The organism is Psychrobacillus sp. INOP01, assembly GCF_018140925.1.
Classification (GTDB): domain Bacteria; phylum Bacillota; class Bacilli; order Bacillales_A; family Planococcaceae; genus Psychrobacillus.
This window is the reverse complement of the sequence record NZ_CP073315.1, coordinates 3,000,996-3,017,324: the sequence shown is the minus strand read 5'-3', so window position 1 is coordinate 3,017,324 and position 16,329 is coordinate 3,000,996. Positions and strand designations below refer to the sequence as shown.

The 16,329-nt window shown below is 36.5% G+C and carries 14 protein-coding genes and 1 riboswitch; of the genes, 1 reads left to right on the top strand and 13 read right to left on the bottom strand.

Annotated features, from left to right (window positions below; genetic code table 11):
• Positions 1 to 4: 4 nt before the first annotated feature.
• The 8 genes from KD050_RS14955 to KD050_RS14920 form a co-directional block, all read right to left on the bottom strand.
• Positions 5 to 1,114, bottom strand: a complete 1,110-nt coding sequence (locus tag KD050_RS14955) for a glycosyltransferase family 4 protein (protein ID WP_211893135.1) — start codon at positions 1,112 to 1,114, stop codon at positions 5 to 7.
• A 17-nt stretch (positions 1,115 to 1,131) separates the two neighbouring features.
• The gene (locus KD050_RS14950; protein ID WP_211893134.1) at positions 1,132 to 2,037 is read right to left on the bottom strand and encodes an SDR family oxidoreductase; all 906 of its coding nucleotides are present in this window, start codon (positions 2,035 to 2,037) and stop codon (positions 1,132 to 1,134) included.
• Between the two features lie 20 nt (positions 2,038 to 2,057).
• Positions 2,058 to 2,696 (bottom strand): sugar transferase, encoded by a 639-nt coding sequence (locus KD050_RS14945; RefSeq protein WP_211893133.1) that lies wholly within the window; start codon positions 2,694 to 2,696, stop codon positions 2,058 to 2,060.
• Between the two features lie 165 nt (positions 2,697 to 2,861).
• Positions 2,862 to 3,740: a UTP--glucose-1-phosphate uridylyltransferase GalU gene (gene galU / locus KD050_RS14940; protein ID WP_211893132.1), complete on the bottom strand. Its 879-nt coding sequence runs from the start codon at positions 3,738 to 3,740 to the stop codon at positions 2,862 to 2,864.
• 18 nt (positions 3,741 to 3,758) lie between these two features.
• Positions 3,759 to 5,603, bottom strand: a complete 1,845-nt coding sequence (locus KD050_RS14935) for a polysaccharide biosynthesis protein (RefSeq protein WP_211893131.1) — start codon at positions 5,601 to 5,603, stop codon at positions 3,759 to 3,761.
• Positions 5,604 to 5,818: 215 nt separating this feature from the next.
• Positions 5,819 to 6,586, bottom strand: coding sequence for a tyrosine-protein phosphatase (locus tag KD050_RS14930; RefSeq protein ID WP_211893130.1), 768 nt, complete (start codon positions 6,584 to 6,586; stop codon positions 5,819 to 5,821).
• Between the two features lie 64 nt (positions 6,587 to 6,650).
• The gene (locus KD050_RS14925; RefSeq protein ID WP_211893129.1) at positions 6,651 to 7,358 is read right to left on the bottom strand and encodes a CpsD/CapB family tyrosine-protein kinase; all 708 of its coding nucleotides are present in this window, start codon (positions 7,356 to 7,358) and stop codon (positions 6,651 to 6,653) included.
• Between the two features lie 2 nt (positions 7,359 to 7,360).
• Entirely contained in the window at positions 7,361 to 8,092 is a 732-nt protein-coding gene (locus tag KD050_RS14920) for a YveK family protein (RefSeq protein WP_211893128.1), read from the bottom strand.
• 170 nt (positions 8,093 to 8,262) lie between these two features.
• Between KD050_RS14920 and KD050_RS14915 the strand changes: the two genes are divergently transcribed.
• Positions 8,263 to 8,727: a VanZ family protein gene (locus tag KD050_RS14915; protein WP_211893127.1), complete on the top strand. Its 465-nt coding sequence runs from the start codon at positions 8,263 to 8,265 to the stop codon at positions 8,725 to 8,727.
• A 264-nt stretch (positions 8,728 to 8,991) separates the two neighbouring features.
• On the opposite strand, the gene KD050_RS14910 is transcribed toward KD050_RS14915, so the two are convergent.
• The 5 genes from KD050_RS14910 to KD050_RS14890 all read right to left on the bottom strand — a co-directional run bounded on the left by KD050_RS14910 (position 8,992) and on the right by KD050_RS14890 (position 15,631).
• The gene (locus KD050_RS14910) at positions 8,992 to 9,720 is read right to left on the bottom strand and encodes a hypothetical protein (protein WP_211893126.1); all 729 of its coding nucleotides are present in this window, start codon (positions 9,718 to 9,720) and stop codon (positions 8,992 to 8,994) included.
• Positions 9,721 to 10,061: 341 nt separating this feature from the next.
• Positions 10,062 to 12,059 carry an S-layer homology domain-containing protein gene (locus KD050_RS14905; protein ID WP_211893125.1) on the bottom strand — a complete coding sequence of 666 codons (1,998 nt, stop codon included), beginning with the start codon at positions 12,057 to 12,059 and terminating at the stop codon, positions 10,062 to 10,064.
• A 977-nt stretch (positions 12,060 to 13,036) separates the two neighbouring features.
• Positions 13,037 to 13,681, bottom strand: a complete 645-nt coding sequence (locus tag KD050_RS14900; protein WP_211893124.1) for a response regulator — start codon at positions 13,679 to 13,681, stop codon at positions 13,037 to 13,039.
• Complete coding sequence (locus tag KD050_RS14895; RefSeq protein WP_211893123.1) at positions 13,681 to 15,360, bottom strand: sensor histidine kinase; 1,680 nt, start codon at positions 15,358 to 15,360, stop codon at positions 13,681 to 13,683. Before KD050_RS14895 ends, KD050_RS14900 begins: the two co-directional genes overlap by 1 nt.
• Positions 15,347 to 15,631, bottom strand: a complete 285-nt coding sequence (locus KD050_RS14890) for a DUF5305 family protein (RefSeq protein ID WP_370627235.1) — start codon at positions 15,629 to 15,631, stop codon at positions 15,347 to 15,349. Before KD050_RS14890 ends, KD050_RS14895 begins: the two co-directional genes overlap by 14 nt.
• Positions 15,632 to 15,953: 322 nt before the next feature.
• A riboswitch (cyclic di-GMP riboswitch) is annotated at positions 15,954 to 16,037 on the bottom strand.
• Positions 16,038 to 16,329: the final 292 nt, after the last annotated feature.

Genomic DNA, 16,329 nt, shown 5'->3' with positions numbered 1-16,329 from the left:
TTAATTAAAATAACTCCATTGTCTGCATAATAGCTTCATTAACAATTTTCACGTCATATTTCTCTATTGCAATCTTCGCGCTTTCATTTCCCATAAGCCTGCTTATGTCTTGATGATTAATTAGGTAATCCATTTTATCTACTAATCCTTGAACATCTTTTACTTTAACCAAATATCCATTTTCCCCATCAATGACCGTCTCTCTACACCCTGGTGCGTCACTAGTAATGATAGCTCTCCCCATCGCCATTGCTTCTAGGACCGTTTTAGGTGTTCCTTCATGATAAGATGGTAATAAATAAGTACTGCATTGAGCGATGAATGGTCTCACATCACTTTGTTCCCCAAAATATTCAATAATATTGGTATCGATATATGGTTGAAGTTCTTCTGGTTTTAATGCAGAAGGATTACTATCATAAGGACCTACTAGTAAACAGCGAACGTGTGGAAATTTGTTCTTTATTTGTTTACAAGCTTCCAAATATTCTATTATTCCTTTATCTTTTATAAGCCTTCCTATAAAAAGAAATACTGTTTCCTCTGGCAAAAGAGTTTGTTTGAATTTTTCAAGATTGACTCCTGAACCATTTATTATTACAGTCTTCTCATCTTTTATTAACCCATTTTGTATAAATTCATTTTTATCATCATGATTCTGAAAAAAAACTTTTTTACTGCATTTACAAGCAATCCAGTATTCAAGTTTCATGATTGATTTTACTATTATATTTTTAAAGCCTTTACCACGGAATATCGAACCAAGACCTGCTATCAAAGGATAAACTTCAGAAATACCATTTACCTTAGCAGCTATACTCCCATAAACAATAGTTTTAGCCTGATAAGTAAATATTTTGTCAGGCTTTTCCTTCTTCATAAACTTATTAAGTGCCCTTAAAGTACTCAAATCTCTAAGTGGATTCATTCCATTTCTCTCAACATTCAACTGTCTATAATCTATACTGTATTGTTCAAACTCTCTCTTCCATTTAGCTTCTGGCTCAGATCCTAAAGCAATAACTGTATGGCCCTCTTTTATAAAGTCTTTCATCATATCCATCCGGAACCAAAACAACGATGAAGTATGACTAGAAAGTACCGCTATCTTCATATCCTTGCACCTACTCGTTAAGGTTGTTTTCTATTTTTCAATATGTATTCTTCGACTTCTACATGTATCCCTTTTTCAAAAGGAATCGGCTTATAACCAAAATCTTGGGTTGCATTAACATGAGAATAAATTCTATCTTCACCCATTCTTTGAACCCTCTCTACATAGTCAATTTTTCGTTTGGATACTATCTTTAAAATACTTGCCATTAACATACCTAATCCTAATGGCACACTAACATAAGTAGTTTTTTTATTAAGTTCTTTATTGATTAACTTAAATACATCAATCATTTTTATCGGTTTTTCACCTGAAAGTTCATAAGCCTTACTCGATGTTTCAATTGGTGACATCAATACTTTATAAAAGGCTTTTCCTAAATCTCTAGCATTAACTGGTTGAATTAAACTATTACCACCATTGATTACAGGCATAATTCTAAGCTTATCAATCATTTTTATAAATTTGCTCATATTGCTATCACATAAATCTCCATATATCATCGAAGGTCTAAGTATCGTTATGCTTGTTGGACACTTTGGATCATTAGTCAATACTGAGATTTTTTCTTCAATATTTTTATATCCTTCCGATGCATGCTTGAATTCCGAGTAAATCCCCGTGGTATGTACCAGTATTGCTCTCTTTAATTTATTTTTTATAGCTGCATTGACTATCATTGGAGAATGGTGAATATTATAGATGTGCATTACAGTATCAACACTATCCATTATTCTTTCAATAAATTCATTATCATCTAAATCTCCTACAACCTTTTCTATTTTTAAGCTGCTATTATCTAATAGTGAAGTGTTAGAAGTTTCTCTGACAACACAACGAATAGGACCTTCGTATTTGTTATTAATAAGTTCTTGTAAAAAATATCTCCCTGTATGACCAGTAATGCCTGTGACTAATAACATTTCTACACTCCTTATTCAATTTACTGTCCTGAAGAAGATCCTGAGATTTTATTATTCTTAAGTTTTTCCTTAGATCCTGTCCCACCTTCAACAATCCCATCACTCCTAACAACACTAACAACAGTCCCAAAGAAGCACCTAACATCCATCCAAAACCCAATCTTCCCAACATACTCCCCATCCAGCTTCGCCTTAATCCCAATAGGAAGCTCATCTCTACCATTAATCTGAGCCCAACCTGTCAAGCCAGGCGGCACATCATTAGCACCATATTTGTCTCTTTCTTCTATTAAATCGTATTGATTCCATAGTGCCGGTCTCGGACCAATAATACTCATCTGTCCAACAAAGATATTCCAAATCTGAGGAAGCTCGTCAAGTGAAGTTTTTCTTAAAAACTTACCCATTTTCGTTATATACTGCTCTGGGTCTGCTAATAAATGAGTTGGAGTGTCCTTTGGTGTATCTATTCTCATCGTTCTGAATTTAAAAATATTAAAATTGACCTTATTAATTCCGATTCTTTTTTGTTTAAAGAGGACTGGTCCTTTTGATTCCAATTTAATTGCTATAATTAATATTAAGAATACCGGTGATAGAACAGTAAGTCCGCATAATGAAAGTATGACATCTATCAATCTTTTAATTTTCATATACATCTCGGTTACACTCCTTGATTACATTAGTCGCTTAGTACTTAATTGAATTTCCTATCACCTATCAAATCAACTACTAACCTACTAAATACTACTTCCTCCTCAAAAACAGAAAGCCAAATCAATATGTGCTTTGATGTTTTAGTTCTTCATTTCCATCTATTAAATCTACTTTACTTTCATACTCTCCATGAGCTGTTCGAGATACTGAAGCAATTCCCCTCTCAACTCATCTCTACCCAAAGCAATCTCAACAGTAGTCTGTATAAACCCTAACTTCTCCCCAACATCATACCGCTTACCCTCAAAGTCGTAAGCATATACAGTCTGCACTTCATTCAAATATTGAATGGCATCCGTCAGTTGAATCTCCCCACCTGCACCTCGTTCTTGTTTATCCAAGAAACTAAATATCTCAGGAGTTAAAATATATCGGCCCATAATAGCTAGATTCGATGGAGCCGTTCCAGCAGCTGGTTTTTCCACAAAATTTCGGACTTCGTATGTACGACCCACTTGCGTTAGGGGATCTATAATTCCATAACGATGCGTTTGATAGTCTTCTACTTGTTGAACACCAATAACGGATGTTTGTTTTTTATCAAATACGTTCATCAATTGTTTTAAGCCTGGTGTTTCTGCTTGGACAATGTCGTCTCCGAGTAATACGGCAAATGGCTCTTCCCCGATGAATTTACGTGCACACCATACTGCATGTCCGAGGCCTTTTGGTTCTTTTTGACGGATGTAGTGGATATCGATTTTGGAGGATTTTCGAACATCTGCTAAGACATCCATTTTCCCTTTGTCTTCGAGTAGCTGCTCCAGTTCAAAGGAGTTATCGAAATGATCTTCAATCGCTCTTTTACCTCTCCCTGTTACAATAATGATATCTTCAATACCAGATTCAATCGCCTCTTCGACAATATATTGAATGGTCGGTTTGTCTACTATTGGCAGCATTTCTTTGGGCATTGCTTTTGTCGCAGGGAGGAAGCGTGTTCCTAATCCTGCAGCTGGTATAATGGCTTTTCTAACTTTTTGCATCCTACACACTTCCCCTCATTACCCAATACTTTCCCCATTAGCCGCAACTAATGATTTCACATTCTTCCGATTGGCAAGTCCAATTAGTAGTTGCTTCATATCGTCGATAGAAATTTCCGGTAGCTTCTCTAGCACATACTCTAACTCCATCGCACTGATTGGAGTTGCTTTTCCAATATGAATCTTTGGAAATACGTATTTGCTTTGAATTTCATCTTCATCTAATAATTCTTCAAATAGCTTCTCCCCAGGTCGAATGCCTGCGTAGTTAATACTTATGTCATTTTCACTATAGCCTGATAGTTTAATAAGATTCTTAGCTAAGTCAACAATTTTCACTGGTTCACCCATGTCGAGAACAAAAATCTCTCCACCACTTGCAAGCGTTCCTGCCTGAATAACGAGTCTAGATGCTTCTGGGATCGTCATGAAGTAGCGGGTCATTTCTGGATCTGTTACCGTGACTGGTCCACCTGCTGCTATTTGCTTTTTAAATAGAGGCACTACACTTCCTCTAGAACCGAGGACATTTCCAAAACGTACAGCTGCAAACTTGGTCTCACTTTCTTTTGCAAGATTCTGAACAATCATTTCAGCAAAGCGCTTAGTCGCACCCATAACGTTAGGGGGATTGACCGCCTTATCTGTGGAAATCATAACAAAATGACCAATCCCAAACATATCTGCCGCTTCCGCAACGTTTTTCGTTCCAAATATATTATTTTTTACCGCTTCCATCGGATTGCACTCCATTAAAGGTACATGTTTATGGGCTGCTGCGTGATAGATCACATCAGGTTTATATTCGGACATGATATCAAAGATTCGATTACGATCTTGCACATCTGCAATAAGTGGAATTATTTTCGTGTTGGTTGAAACCTTTTTACGTAATTCCATGTCTATTGTATAAATAGAATTTTCTCCGTGACCGAGTAGGATGATTTCTTTTGGGTTGAATCTTATCACCTGTCGACAAATTTCTGAACCGATTGAGCCGCCCGCTCCGGTTACTAAAATCCTTTTATCGGTTAGTGTAGAAGATATCGCATTCAAATCTAGTTCTACTTCGTCACGCCCAAGTAAGTCTTCAATTCTTACATCTCTTATTTCATTGATAGAAACCTTGCCTGTCAGTAAATCCTCGATAAGTGGCATTGTTTGTGTACGAATACCCGTATCAAGGCATCGCTGCATAAGAATGGCACCAGTCGATCTATCCATTGATGGAATGGCAATAATAATATGTTCAATATCCAAGTCTAATACCGCTTCAGCGATAATGTCTGTTCCACCAAGTACGCGTATGTTAAAGATTTCTAAGCCTTTTTTCGCAGCATCGTCATCCAAAAAAGCTATTGGCTTTAGTGGAGAATCTGTATTTTTTAGTAGCTGACGTGCTATCATCGTTCCAGCTGAGCCCGCTCCGATAATTAGTGTACGTTTGCGGTCCTCCTTCGTCTTTTCTACTGAGATATAAGTATCCCGGAATATCCTCCATGAAAGCCTAGAACCTCCAATGAGTAGTATGTGCAGCATCCAAGTAATAGATAATGCACGCACTAATACATCACCTCTAACTAAATATTGCACTAAAGCAACCGTTAAAATCGACAGCGTAACTGCTTTATAAATAGATACTAGCTCCCTTATAGACGCGTATTCCCACACTTTTCGATAAAGTCCGTAATACATAGCGAAGCCATGATGTGCTAGGAAAATTGCTAGAGAACTCGCTAAAAGAAAGGTATTACTAAAGAGATTATTAATCGGGTAAAGTACAAAATATCCTATATATATGGAAAATAATACAATAGCAGAATCGACAACTATTAATAACGACATTCTTTTCTGTAAGGACATCTAAACACTCCTTTTCAACATAATCTTCCAAAAATGGCTACTACTCATTATATCACTTTGGTAATTAAGTGGGAGAATATATTTGTTTTTTACCTATATAAGAAAAAAATCTAGTATTTTAGTCACAATATTTCGTTTTGAGTCAAGAAAATTACGAGGTAGATAGTATAATTCTTCCTTCATTTACCATCATATATTTATTAAATTCGTTTAATTTAGGCAAATATATTCCACCACTTTTGTTTACCTAGTTCTTCTGGCTCTAATATAATTATTTCTTGATTTCCTACGATTCTTGCATTATTTTCTAGAAATATGTCGACAGCATCTAATCTCTTATGCTTCTCTAAGTATCGTAAGCCTGCGTCAAATTTAAATGGTCTCTTTTTTAAATTGTGTACATCCGATCCATATATATGTACTAAGTTCGCATCTACTAGCTCTAATGATAGCTTTTGGATACCCCGCCCGAAATGTCCTGCCAAACTACCAGCAGTAATTTGAGCAACTGCCCCGTGGTTAATGAGTTTTTCTAGCCGAGCTGGCTTATCTGCTATCGCTTTGTTTCTCTCCGGATGAGCGATGATTGGTAATATATCTTCTGATAATAACTGGTGGATAATATCCACCGTATAGTTAGGTATGCCACTTGATGGTAGCTCCAGCAGCAAATATTTGGAGGCAGCAAGGGTATGAATTTTATTCTCCTGAAGTAGTTCGACTAAATTGTCTTTTAAACGCACTTCATGTCCTATATGTAATTTTAAAGGCATCTGTCGTTCTTCTATCGTTTGTTTCAATAATTCAATTTGTTCAGTTACTATAGCAGCACTCGCATTGAATTGCGGATGGAATGCATGTGAGGTGGATACTATTTCAGTAATCCCCTCTTTTAACGCTTGCTCAAACATTTGTATTGTCTCTTCTAGTTGGGATGGACCATCATCCAATCCATATAAAATGTGGCTATGAATATCTATCATTTAAAATTCTCCTATATCTGCAATATTAAGTAATAAAAAAAGAGTAAAAGTCACTTAAGTGATTTTACTCGCTAGTTCCATAGTACTGGTAGTAGTAATGATCTTTTTCAAGCTTAAAGTTATTCATAACAGTACCTATTATTTTCGCTTTCGACGCCAATAACAGCTCTTTTGCTTTTACCGCACTTTCCTTATCGGTAGATCCAGCACTTATGACTAAGATAGTTCCATCACTTTTATTAGCTAAAATTTGTGCATCTGTTACCGATAAAACGGGAGGTGCATCAAATAAAATAAGATCAAATTCTTTTTTTAGTTCTACTATTACCTCCTCCATTGACTTTGCGCTAAGTAAGTCAGCAGGGTTTGGAGGAATTGGACCACTTGTGATGATTTTCAGGTTTTCTATATCTGTTTCCTTTACGGCTTCCGTCACATCAATTTTCTTCGTTAGAAGATTAGATAATCCTATGGTATTAGTCAGATGAAACGTATAATGCACAGTCGGCTTACGCATATCCGCGTCAATCAAAACTACCTTTTTGCCTTCCTGTGCAAATAAACAGGCTAAATTTGCGGAAACTGTAGATTTTCCCTCTGCCTGTAAAGAAGATGTTACTAGAAGTGTCGATAGCTCTCCATCAGGCTTCGAAAAATTTATATTTGTACGTGTCGTTCGAAATTGTTCCGAGACAACAGACTTTGGATTAGTTAGTACTACTAGTTTTCGTGCTACATCTTTTAAACTACTTGTTCTTTTCTTTTTAGCCATGTTTAGACCTTCTTTCGTCTCGATTTTAAATTAGTCATCACGTCCACGTTTTGGTTCTCTGGAAACGGACTGATCAAGCCTAATATCGGTAACTGAAGGAGCTCTTCCACATCTTGCTCCTTCCTAATAGTTGTATCTAGGTATTCTAGTAAAAAGGCAATTCCTACACCAAGCATTAACCCAATCACTCCGGCAATCGCCATATTCAGCAATTTGTTCGGCTTAACTGGCGATGGATTTTCCGGTTGAATTGCTGGAGATAAAATATTCACATTGTCGACATTCATTAGGGTTTTAATCTCTTGTTGAAACACTTCTGCAGTCGTATTTGCAATATCTACTGCTTTAAAGGATTCAGGATCCTGTACGCTGATTGTTACTACTTGTGAATTTTGTTCACTCGTAACGGTGATTTTATCAGTGAGTAAAGCAGGGGTTGTATCCAAGTCTAAGTTTTGAATTACTTTTGATAGAATTGCTGGACTTTTAATAATGACGTTATATGTATTTATCAATTGAAGATTAGTCTGTATGTCTTGGGAATTATATTGTTGTTGTTGCTCGACTTTTTGTTGATTGACAAGAATTTGAGTTGAAGATTGATAGATTGGTGTGATGAAGAAATAACTTATAACGCCAGCTATCACAACTGCTAGAAAAGTTAAACCGATAATTAAAGCAATTCTTTTCCTTATCGTTTTAAATAAATCTTGTAAACTAATAGTTTCTTCCATATTAAATTGTTTCCCCTTCACTTCTCTATTGGTTTATTTGCTAATAATCTCCATTATAGCATAAATACTACCTATTACATTACAAATATTCACAATTTACGATGGAATATGTATATCTTCGACTTTTTTATGACCATGCAAACTCACTCATCATATGGTACTATTTCAGTATGAAAAAACTAATTTTCTTACTTATACTCGTGACTATTTTGTTTTTCTCATCCAGCCAAACATATGAACAACAGTCTCTAATACCTTTATTTGAGGACTTTCTAGTTGCGAAACCTCTAGAAGCTCCGCTACAGAAATTAGAAATACCTTATTGGGGTCGTACAATCTCCGTGGAGGAACGAGGCTATTATCATTTTGTCGAATTCGTTATTCGAAAAAGTGCCCATTTCTTTCTATTTGGTTTAGTAGCATTAGTCTTTTATGGTGTATTGCCTAAGGTCAGATATCGGTTTTTGTTAGCGATGCTGTCCACACTAGTATTGGCGATTGCCGATGAATTCCACCAACAACTGACAGGTGGACGAACTCCTTCTTGGCAGGATGTATTTCTCGATATGAGTGGTGCTTTAACTTTCCTGTGTGTTTTTATATGTGTAAAATGTATGAGGCAAAAAATCCGTTAGGTCCCAGTGGGGCCAAACGGATTTTTATTTAAGTGAATTAAAATAATTTTCGCTCTAGGCGGACGCTTTCCGCGGAGGGAGCGATAAGCCATCACCGTCGCTATCGCGTCGTTTGTGATGGCTTATCTGTCTCCCTTATCCCGCTAGAGTCGCCGCCTGCCGCTACAATTAACAAAGTGATAAATATTCGTGGTTCAGTCAGTCGTTAAGACACGATGTTGCGAACTTAGACTGACTTCCAAAATATAAGCACTTGCACTTTTCTTATCTTCCAAGTGCTTTACTTAGAATACTATCTCTTCTTGCTTTTTTCGTAGCTTCATATTCATCCTTAAAGCTTTTTGCATAGGACTTATCAAAGCCGTTCGCTACAAGATCCTTCTCTACGGCTGCTAAAACTCCATTAAAAATAGTATCCGTATTTGCTTCTAAGCCTTCTGCTGCTGCCATGTATTTGTTATAGAAGTAACCGAAATCGATGCCTTCCCCATTTGCTTTTTTACTCGTGTACTCTGTTTTTGCACGACCTATTAATGCGTTTATCTTTGCATCTGCTTGTCCTTCAAGTGCAGTAAAAGCAGGGATATACTTTTCTTTTATCGATCCAACTGTTGGTTGTGCTGGTGAATTATCGGATGAACCTGGTGAAGTTGTGGACCCACTTGATTCTCCAGTTTCATTGGAATCTGTTGAACCACTTTGGCCAGAAGTTGCTATTTGTTCAGATGACCCTCCGTCAGTTGTTGAATTGCCTTCATTAGAAGCAGTTTGCGTTGAAGAATAGTCCTCTACCACATTTCCATCTTTGTCCATTGTGATTTTGCTACCATCTGGTAATTCCAGAACATATGGATCCTCCACAATCTCCGAAACCTCATCGTCTGCTACATCGTATGTTTTAAACTTAAATTCATATAGTAAGTAACCTACAGCTCCGAGGATAATAACTAAAGATATCAATAGGAAGATTTTCAGTTTTTTTCTTTTCTTCATGTAATTCTCCTTTATGAAAATATTATGTTAATGATAGTTTAGCATGAGATTAGATGGTTCGCATAGAATATTGTGGAAATTTGGGGGATTATGTAGTTTTTATATGAGGTTACAAAAGATTATATTACTTATTTAAAGTCCAGGTAAACTATACGGCTGATTTCCGTTCCAGTCGGACGCTTTCCGCGGGGTGAGCGATGAACCATCACCGCCCCTTCGGGTACGTTGTGATGTTTCATCTGTCTCACTCATCCCGCTGGAGTCGCCGCCTTTCACTACAATCACCTAAAACAAAAATAAACTCTTCTTGTCCATTTTAGACAAGAAGAGTTTCAAATTAATTATTTGTTTTCAAAAGAAAATACATAAGAAGCATTAAAAGGTTTTGTGTCAATTGTACCTGCTATCGAAATAGTTAATGAATTGTCAATAAGTAACTTCAGTGCAGTATCTTCTGTAATTCCAGTGTTAATAACTTTGTCTAAGGCATTATTGATTATTGCTTCTACACTTTGATTATTATTAATATTAGAATCACTTACTACATAGTCAACGCCATAAGCCGTGAAACTAACACTTGCTGAATTTACTACCGCTCTTGTTTTTAAAGGTGTAAATACATCAACCATATTTTGTTTAAAATCTGTTAATTTGTACGTCGAGTTACTAGGTATTTTTACTGTAAATACATTAGTATTTTCATTTAATGATACGGTAATATCTTTAATATTCCCTTCGCCTGCATTTGCCGAAAGTATTGTATCTAATAAAGCATTACCAGCAGTATAGTCAGTTCCGCTTCCTCCGCCATTTCCACCACCACTGTTGCCGCCACCGCCAGCTGCTGGAGGTGTTACTTGTCCAGCGTCAGGATTTGCTACTCCACCAATTTTTTCAATTTGACCTTTTATTGCATTAAAGTTACTAATTACGTCTGAAGCAGTTTTTCCTACTGGTAATACTAGATTCTCTATAGCCAAGCTAGTACCTAGTGACAATTTTAAATCTGCCTTAACAAGTGTAATTGACCCGATTTTAGCAGTACCATTTAATGCAAAGTTTAATGAATTTACTAAGAAATCTTTAGTTGCTGCATTTAGTGTTACTTCACTTGCACCAGTTCCAGTAGTTACACGTGGAATAGTGATATTTTTGTCTGCTGATACTGTAGCGTTTGAATCTACATTAATAGAAGTTACTGAACTAGTACCTGTTAAATTTAGTGATGCATTTAGTTTTTTTAAAACAACTGTAGACAGTTTTGAATTGGCGAAACTAATTTTTGCTGCCACTGGTAATGCTGCTGCAGATACACCTGTTGTTTTATCGGAAACTTCTGTGTTCCCTTTAACTGCAATTTTGTCTGCTAGAAAGCTGTTTTTTACACCTTTACCAATTACTAAGTCACCATTGATCGTAAGGTTTTTAACTGTTACGTAGTCTCCATTTACTTTTAGGCTACCTGCAACAGAAGAATTTGCTCCGTCTAGTACGATATTAGTAGCTTCGGTTCCAACAGCAGTAATTTCAAGAGATTTCACTGCAACGATTTGACCGCCTTTTTCAGTGAATTTAATATTTGCATTTTTTAGTGCTACTGCATTTGTCGCATTGAATACTTTTTTCAAATCTTCTGCAATTGTATAAGTTCCAGTTGAAGTCTCTACAGAGTTATCTGAAACACTAATAACTGTTACCGGTTTTGAAGCTGCTTCTGCACGTACGACGAACGATGCCATTTGGCCACGTTTCACATTTGCATATGGTGAAAAAGTAGTCGCAGTTGTTCCAGTAGTAATTTCATTGTCTAATAGAGTTTGAAGGTATCCATTGTACCAATCATTTGCTTTCACATCTGTAAACTTTGTATCTGTTAGTTTACCTTCTTCAAATCCGAATGCTAATGTAATAATTTTCGCCATTTGGCTACGTGATAGCTTTTCACCTGGACCGTATGTACCATCTTCTTTACCTGATACAATGCCTTCAGCTACAAGTGCAGCAATTGGACCGTAGTATTCGTTGTCCGTTTTAATATCCTTAAAATTTGGATTCACTACATTTTTAGTATCTAAGCCTAATGCTAAAGCGATAATTTTTGCAGCTTGTCCACGAGTTACAGAAGCTTCTGGTTTAAATGTACCGTCTGTAAATCCTTTAACGATGCCTCTTTCAGTTAAATTCAGAACTGAACTATAATGTACATGTGTCGATTTTAAATCGGTGAAACCTGCTGCTTCCGTATTAAAAGGAGCTACAGTTACCACTGCTCCTGTTGCCAGTGATGTTGCTAATGCTGCTTTGAATAATTTTTGGTATGCTTTTTTGTTATTCTTCATCCAATTTCCTCCTTGTTTGTCAAAACTATAATAATATTGACCTATAGGGACAACTATACCATATTAAAAGATAATTCTAAAACAAAATATTCCAAAAAAATTCCCATTCAGGTTATTATCTGTAATATTGTGGGATATTATGTAGTATTATTGCACAAATATTATTGCTTCCATATGATTAATAGTACCTGTTATACGATAGGTGTTGAGCATAAGAAAAACCGGGCAAAAAGATGCTCGGTCCTTTATAGTCAAAACCTGTTTCTATCTTTTTCGAAGGGCTTTGGACAGCCGTTTGCTATATTATTACCGAGTGAATTTTTAGTGATATTGGTTGTGTCCTCCGTCACAACCAATATCACTTTTTTTCGGTAATCTTATGGCGTTTATCTGTCTGTCGCCCTCCTACAACTTTTAGAAACAGGTTAGTGCGTTTTTGTATAACTAGAAAAAAGCTACTTTCCTATTCATAATGGAAGCTCTCGAAGATGCAATTTCGTTCGCTATCTCGCTTCATTATTGAAAAAACACCTACTACTTCTCTTTATTTCCACTAGAATAACAGAAATCTGCTTTCCCATTTATTATTGGATAATAGCATTTAAATTTAAATAATCTTATCTTCTTAGTTATAGGCTATACTATATACTATTCCTTAGAACTACACGTTTATTGATTGAAGTGGAAGGTGGCGACTCCGGCAGGATGAGTGAGACAGATGAAACATCACAGGCGAACGCGAAGCGTCGGTGATGGTTCATCGCTCACCCTGCGGAAAGCGTCCGCCTGAAGTGGAAATCATAGTGTTATTTTTTATTTGATTAATCACCAAGAACTTAATGTTCACGGGACATTTTAATATACTTTCTGATGTATTAAGTAGCGTCCCTTTGTCTGCCACAATTTGATGGCCAATTGAATCTGACACAGGTACGCTAGAAAAGAAAAAGCCATCTGAGACTTCTCAGATGGCTCTTTTATGAGTTTACAACGTATTTGACGAGGCCCTTTGCATTTGCGTATAGGGCTGCTTGGGTTCTATCTGCGAGACCAAGCTTGGCAAATACTTGACTGACATGCTTTTTTACGGTGAATTCAGTAATATAGAGGACTTTAGAGATTTCCTTATTGGAATGCCCTTTACCTAGTTCGATTAATATCTCCATCTCTTTAGGTGTTAGTTGTTCAATATGTCCATCTTCATCCAAAGGGGTTGGAGCTTTCATGAGTAAATCCAAAACGGTTGGATCATAGTATTTACGACCCTTTCTTATCATTTGCAGTGCATGTAACAATTCTTCAGGCAATGCTTCCTTTAGCAAATAACCAGCAACTCCTATTTCTTTTGCTTTTTTAAAGTCTTCCTCGTTAGTGGATGAGGTAAGAATGACAAATTTACTCTTAATACCCACTCGGATTGCTTCTGTTATTAGCTCGATTCCTGATTCCTCTCCTAATCGAAGATCTACGATTGCTATATCTGGTTTTACTGCATTTAACAGTTCCATAGCTTCTCTTCTATTAGTAGCTTCTCCAAGCACTTTCAATGATCCGCTTAAGGAAAATAATGAATTCAACCCTCTACGAATTAATGGATGATCGTCAATTATAACCACTGTCATTATCCAAACACCTCTTGTTTTTTATGCATTTTTATATGTGGAATATCAATCTGTATGGTAGTTCCCATTTTATAAGGGGTCCCTATTTCAAATGTACCACCTAAAGAATGTACAATATTTTGCATATTAGATATCCCAATTCCTTGTTCTTTCATTGAGCCAGTCTTCGTCTGTATACCTATTCCATTATCCTTAATAATTAGGTAAGTTCTCTCTGCCTCTAAGGCTAGTGTTACTTCGATAACCGTACACTTACCATGTCGAACGGCATTTCCGGATGCTTCACAAATGATTCGATATAGACCATTCTTTGTATTTGCTGTAATAGTTGATTCATCGCCTGTTATATCATAGACAATGCGAATGTCATTTAACTTTGCGTATTCCACCAAGTAATTTTCAATAAGCACAAGAAATGGTTTCTCTCCTTTTTTTACTGTACTTAATCGATAAATAGAGGCTCGCAGCTCTTTCATCGTCGCATTAGCTGTCTGTGACAGGAATTCAAATTCCTGCTCTAATTCTTTAGTTGAAATATTCTGACTTTTTACTCGTAAACTATGCAATGAATAGACAATTCCAAACAATCGCTGTGACACACTATCATGCATTTCATTGGCAATACGATTCTGCTCTTCGCTAATCGCAAGCTGGTCCATCATATGATCCATATGAATTCTTTCCAGCATCATTTCACTAAGCTCCGCGAGAAATTCGAAAGTGCGGTGGAGTAAAAATGTGTTTTTTACTTCTGTTTTAATAGAATCGTTTACGCCTATCACTCCTATATACTCGGTTGTCCTAATTATCTTCATCCAGTACTGTTGGTTATGATATTTACGAGTAAAAGCACCTTTTTGTTTTCGTAGATGCTCCCAATCGTTTGTTAACTCCATCTCTAGACTTCTATTGGTTGTTTCATTTGATATATAGCTTTTTTGAAAGGCGCGATCCGTTACCCAAAAGAAAGCCGTATCCTTTTGTAAGCATTTCATCAAGGTCATCGTCATGACCTCTGCTAGCTTTTTCGGGTTTTTATTGGAAGAAAAATTTTCTAACATATGGTAAAGGGACATAATATGCTCCAATGTCTCTTGGTATTTCTCATTCGTATTCGCAAGTTTACCATTTACTTCGAGTAGTTCTTCTTGCTGCTCCTGTAGTTCCTTCGTTAACCCGGAAAATAAACTAGCAAGTAAAGTAATCAATATACAGACGAGATAAAAATAGGATATGTCTTCTAAAACGACGATTATACTATCACTCTGATTAGCGATAAATGTCGCAGTTGCAAGGTAAAACGTTAATGTCCCCCAGCTAAATCTAGGGGTTAGAAGGGTTGCAGCTACAAGAATGGGATTCAATGCATACCAGATAAATGGACTGGAAATACCTCCAGTTGGGATGAGTAGCAATGTTACACCAAGGGTTTCTATCAAAACTATCAATTTCACTAGATTCGTATACTCCAAATATCTCCGCTGTAAATCTGTTAAAACCCATGCAGCAACGCCTAGCGACACAACAACACCCGCTTTAAAAGCAAGCGAAGGCTGAGGTCCAAACAAATAAAAAAACGAAGTCAATAGTAGAGAAATATAACGGTAAAGAAATAATAAGTTCAAATTACTCGATGGATTCTTGTTTAAAAATGTATAAACTAGATTAGCTCTCCGCATATACACCACTAATGGATGGATCTATTCTAGTATTCCTTACTAATTCCCTACTCGCAGGCTCATAACTATATACATAATCGCCATCCACTATAAAAAATACCGGGCGGCCTTCCTCAGGATTCTTGTTTAAAAATATTGGAAGCTCCTTTTCATCGGACAATTGAAGAATCGATTTAAACGAATTCAAACTAATAATCAACCTCGGAGCACCTTTTATGTCCTGCGTCACTGTAATAATTCGTTTACCATACTTTTTGTTGATAGGGCCCACCTCCGATTTGATTGGTTTTACTCGAGTTTTCACCAATTGGGGATAAGTAAAATTTCTGTCATTCCCCAGGGAAGATAGAGGAAGTACCTCTACTAACCTCACTAAGTCAGTTGTCTCAAATAGTTCTACACTATATATTACGATTAGTGCATCTTCCTCTTCTGCTATTACCTTAATGCTATATGGACAGTTGAGAAAATATTGCTCTGTGATGAGAAGAATGAGCCCGACACAGCAACTAGCTTTATAATGATTAATCTTTTTTTCAACCTGTCACCTCCATCTCATAATAAAAACCCAATTAAATCGAGCCAGCGCTCAAGTTTAATCAGGTCGGTTGCACCAATTACTCCATACTTCTTAGGTGCCCATATACAAGAAGTATTTCACAGTATCCTTGTTAAAATATGCTATTTCTTATGTCATTATAACCAATTTAAAACTAAATAATACGTCACTCTGTGCTGTTGATTAAGTTCTATTTTTGTCGAAGTTAGGGCATCTATTGCTATGTATACTTATGGAATGCTATTATCGGGTGTTTACTTGCGTTCATCTGGAGGATACTTGCTCTCTAGGGAGCGGTTCTTGCGGAGTAGCGGGGTTTACTTGCGGTTCTGCTTGGTTTACTTGCGCTCGAGATGGTTTACTTGCGGAACGGGAGTTTATTCCATTTTTATTGTTAAAAGTTTAACTCT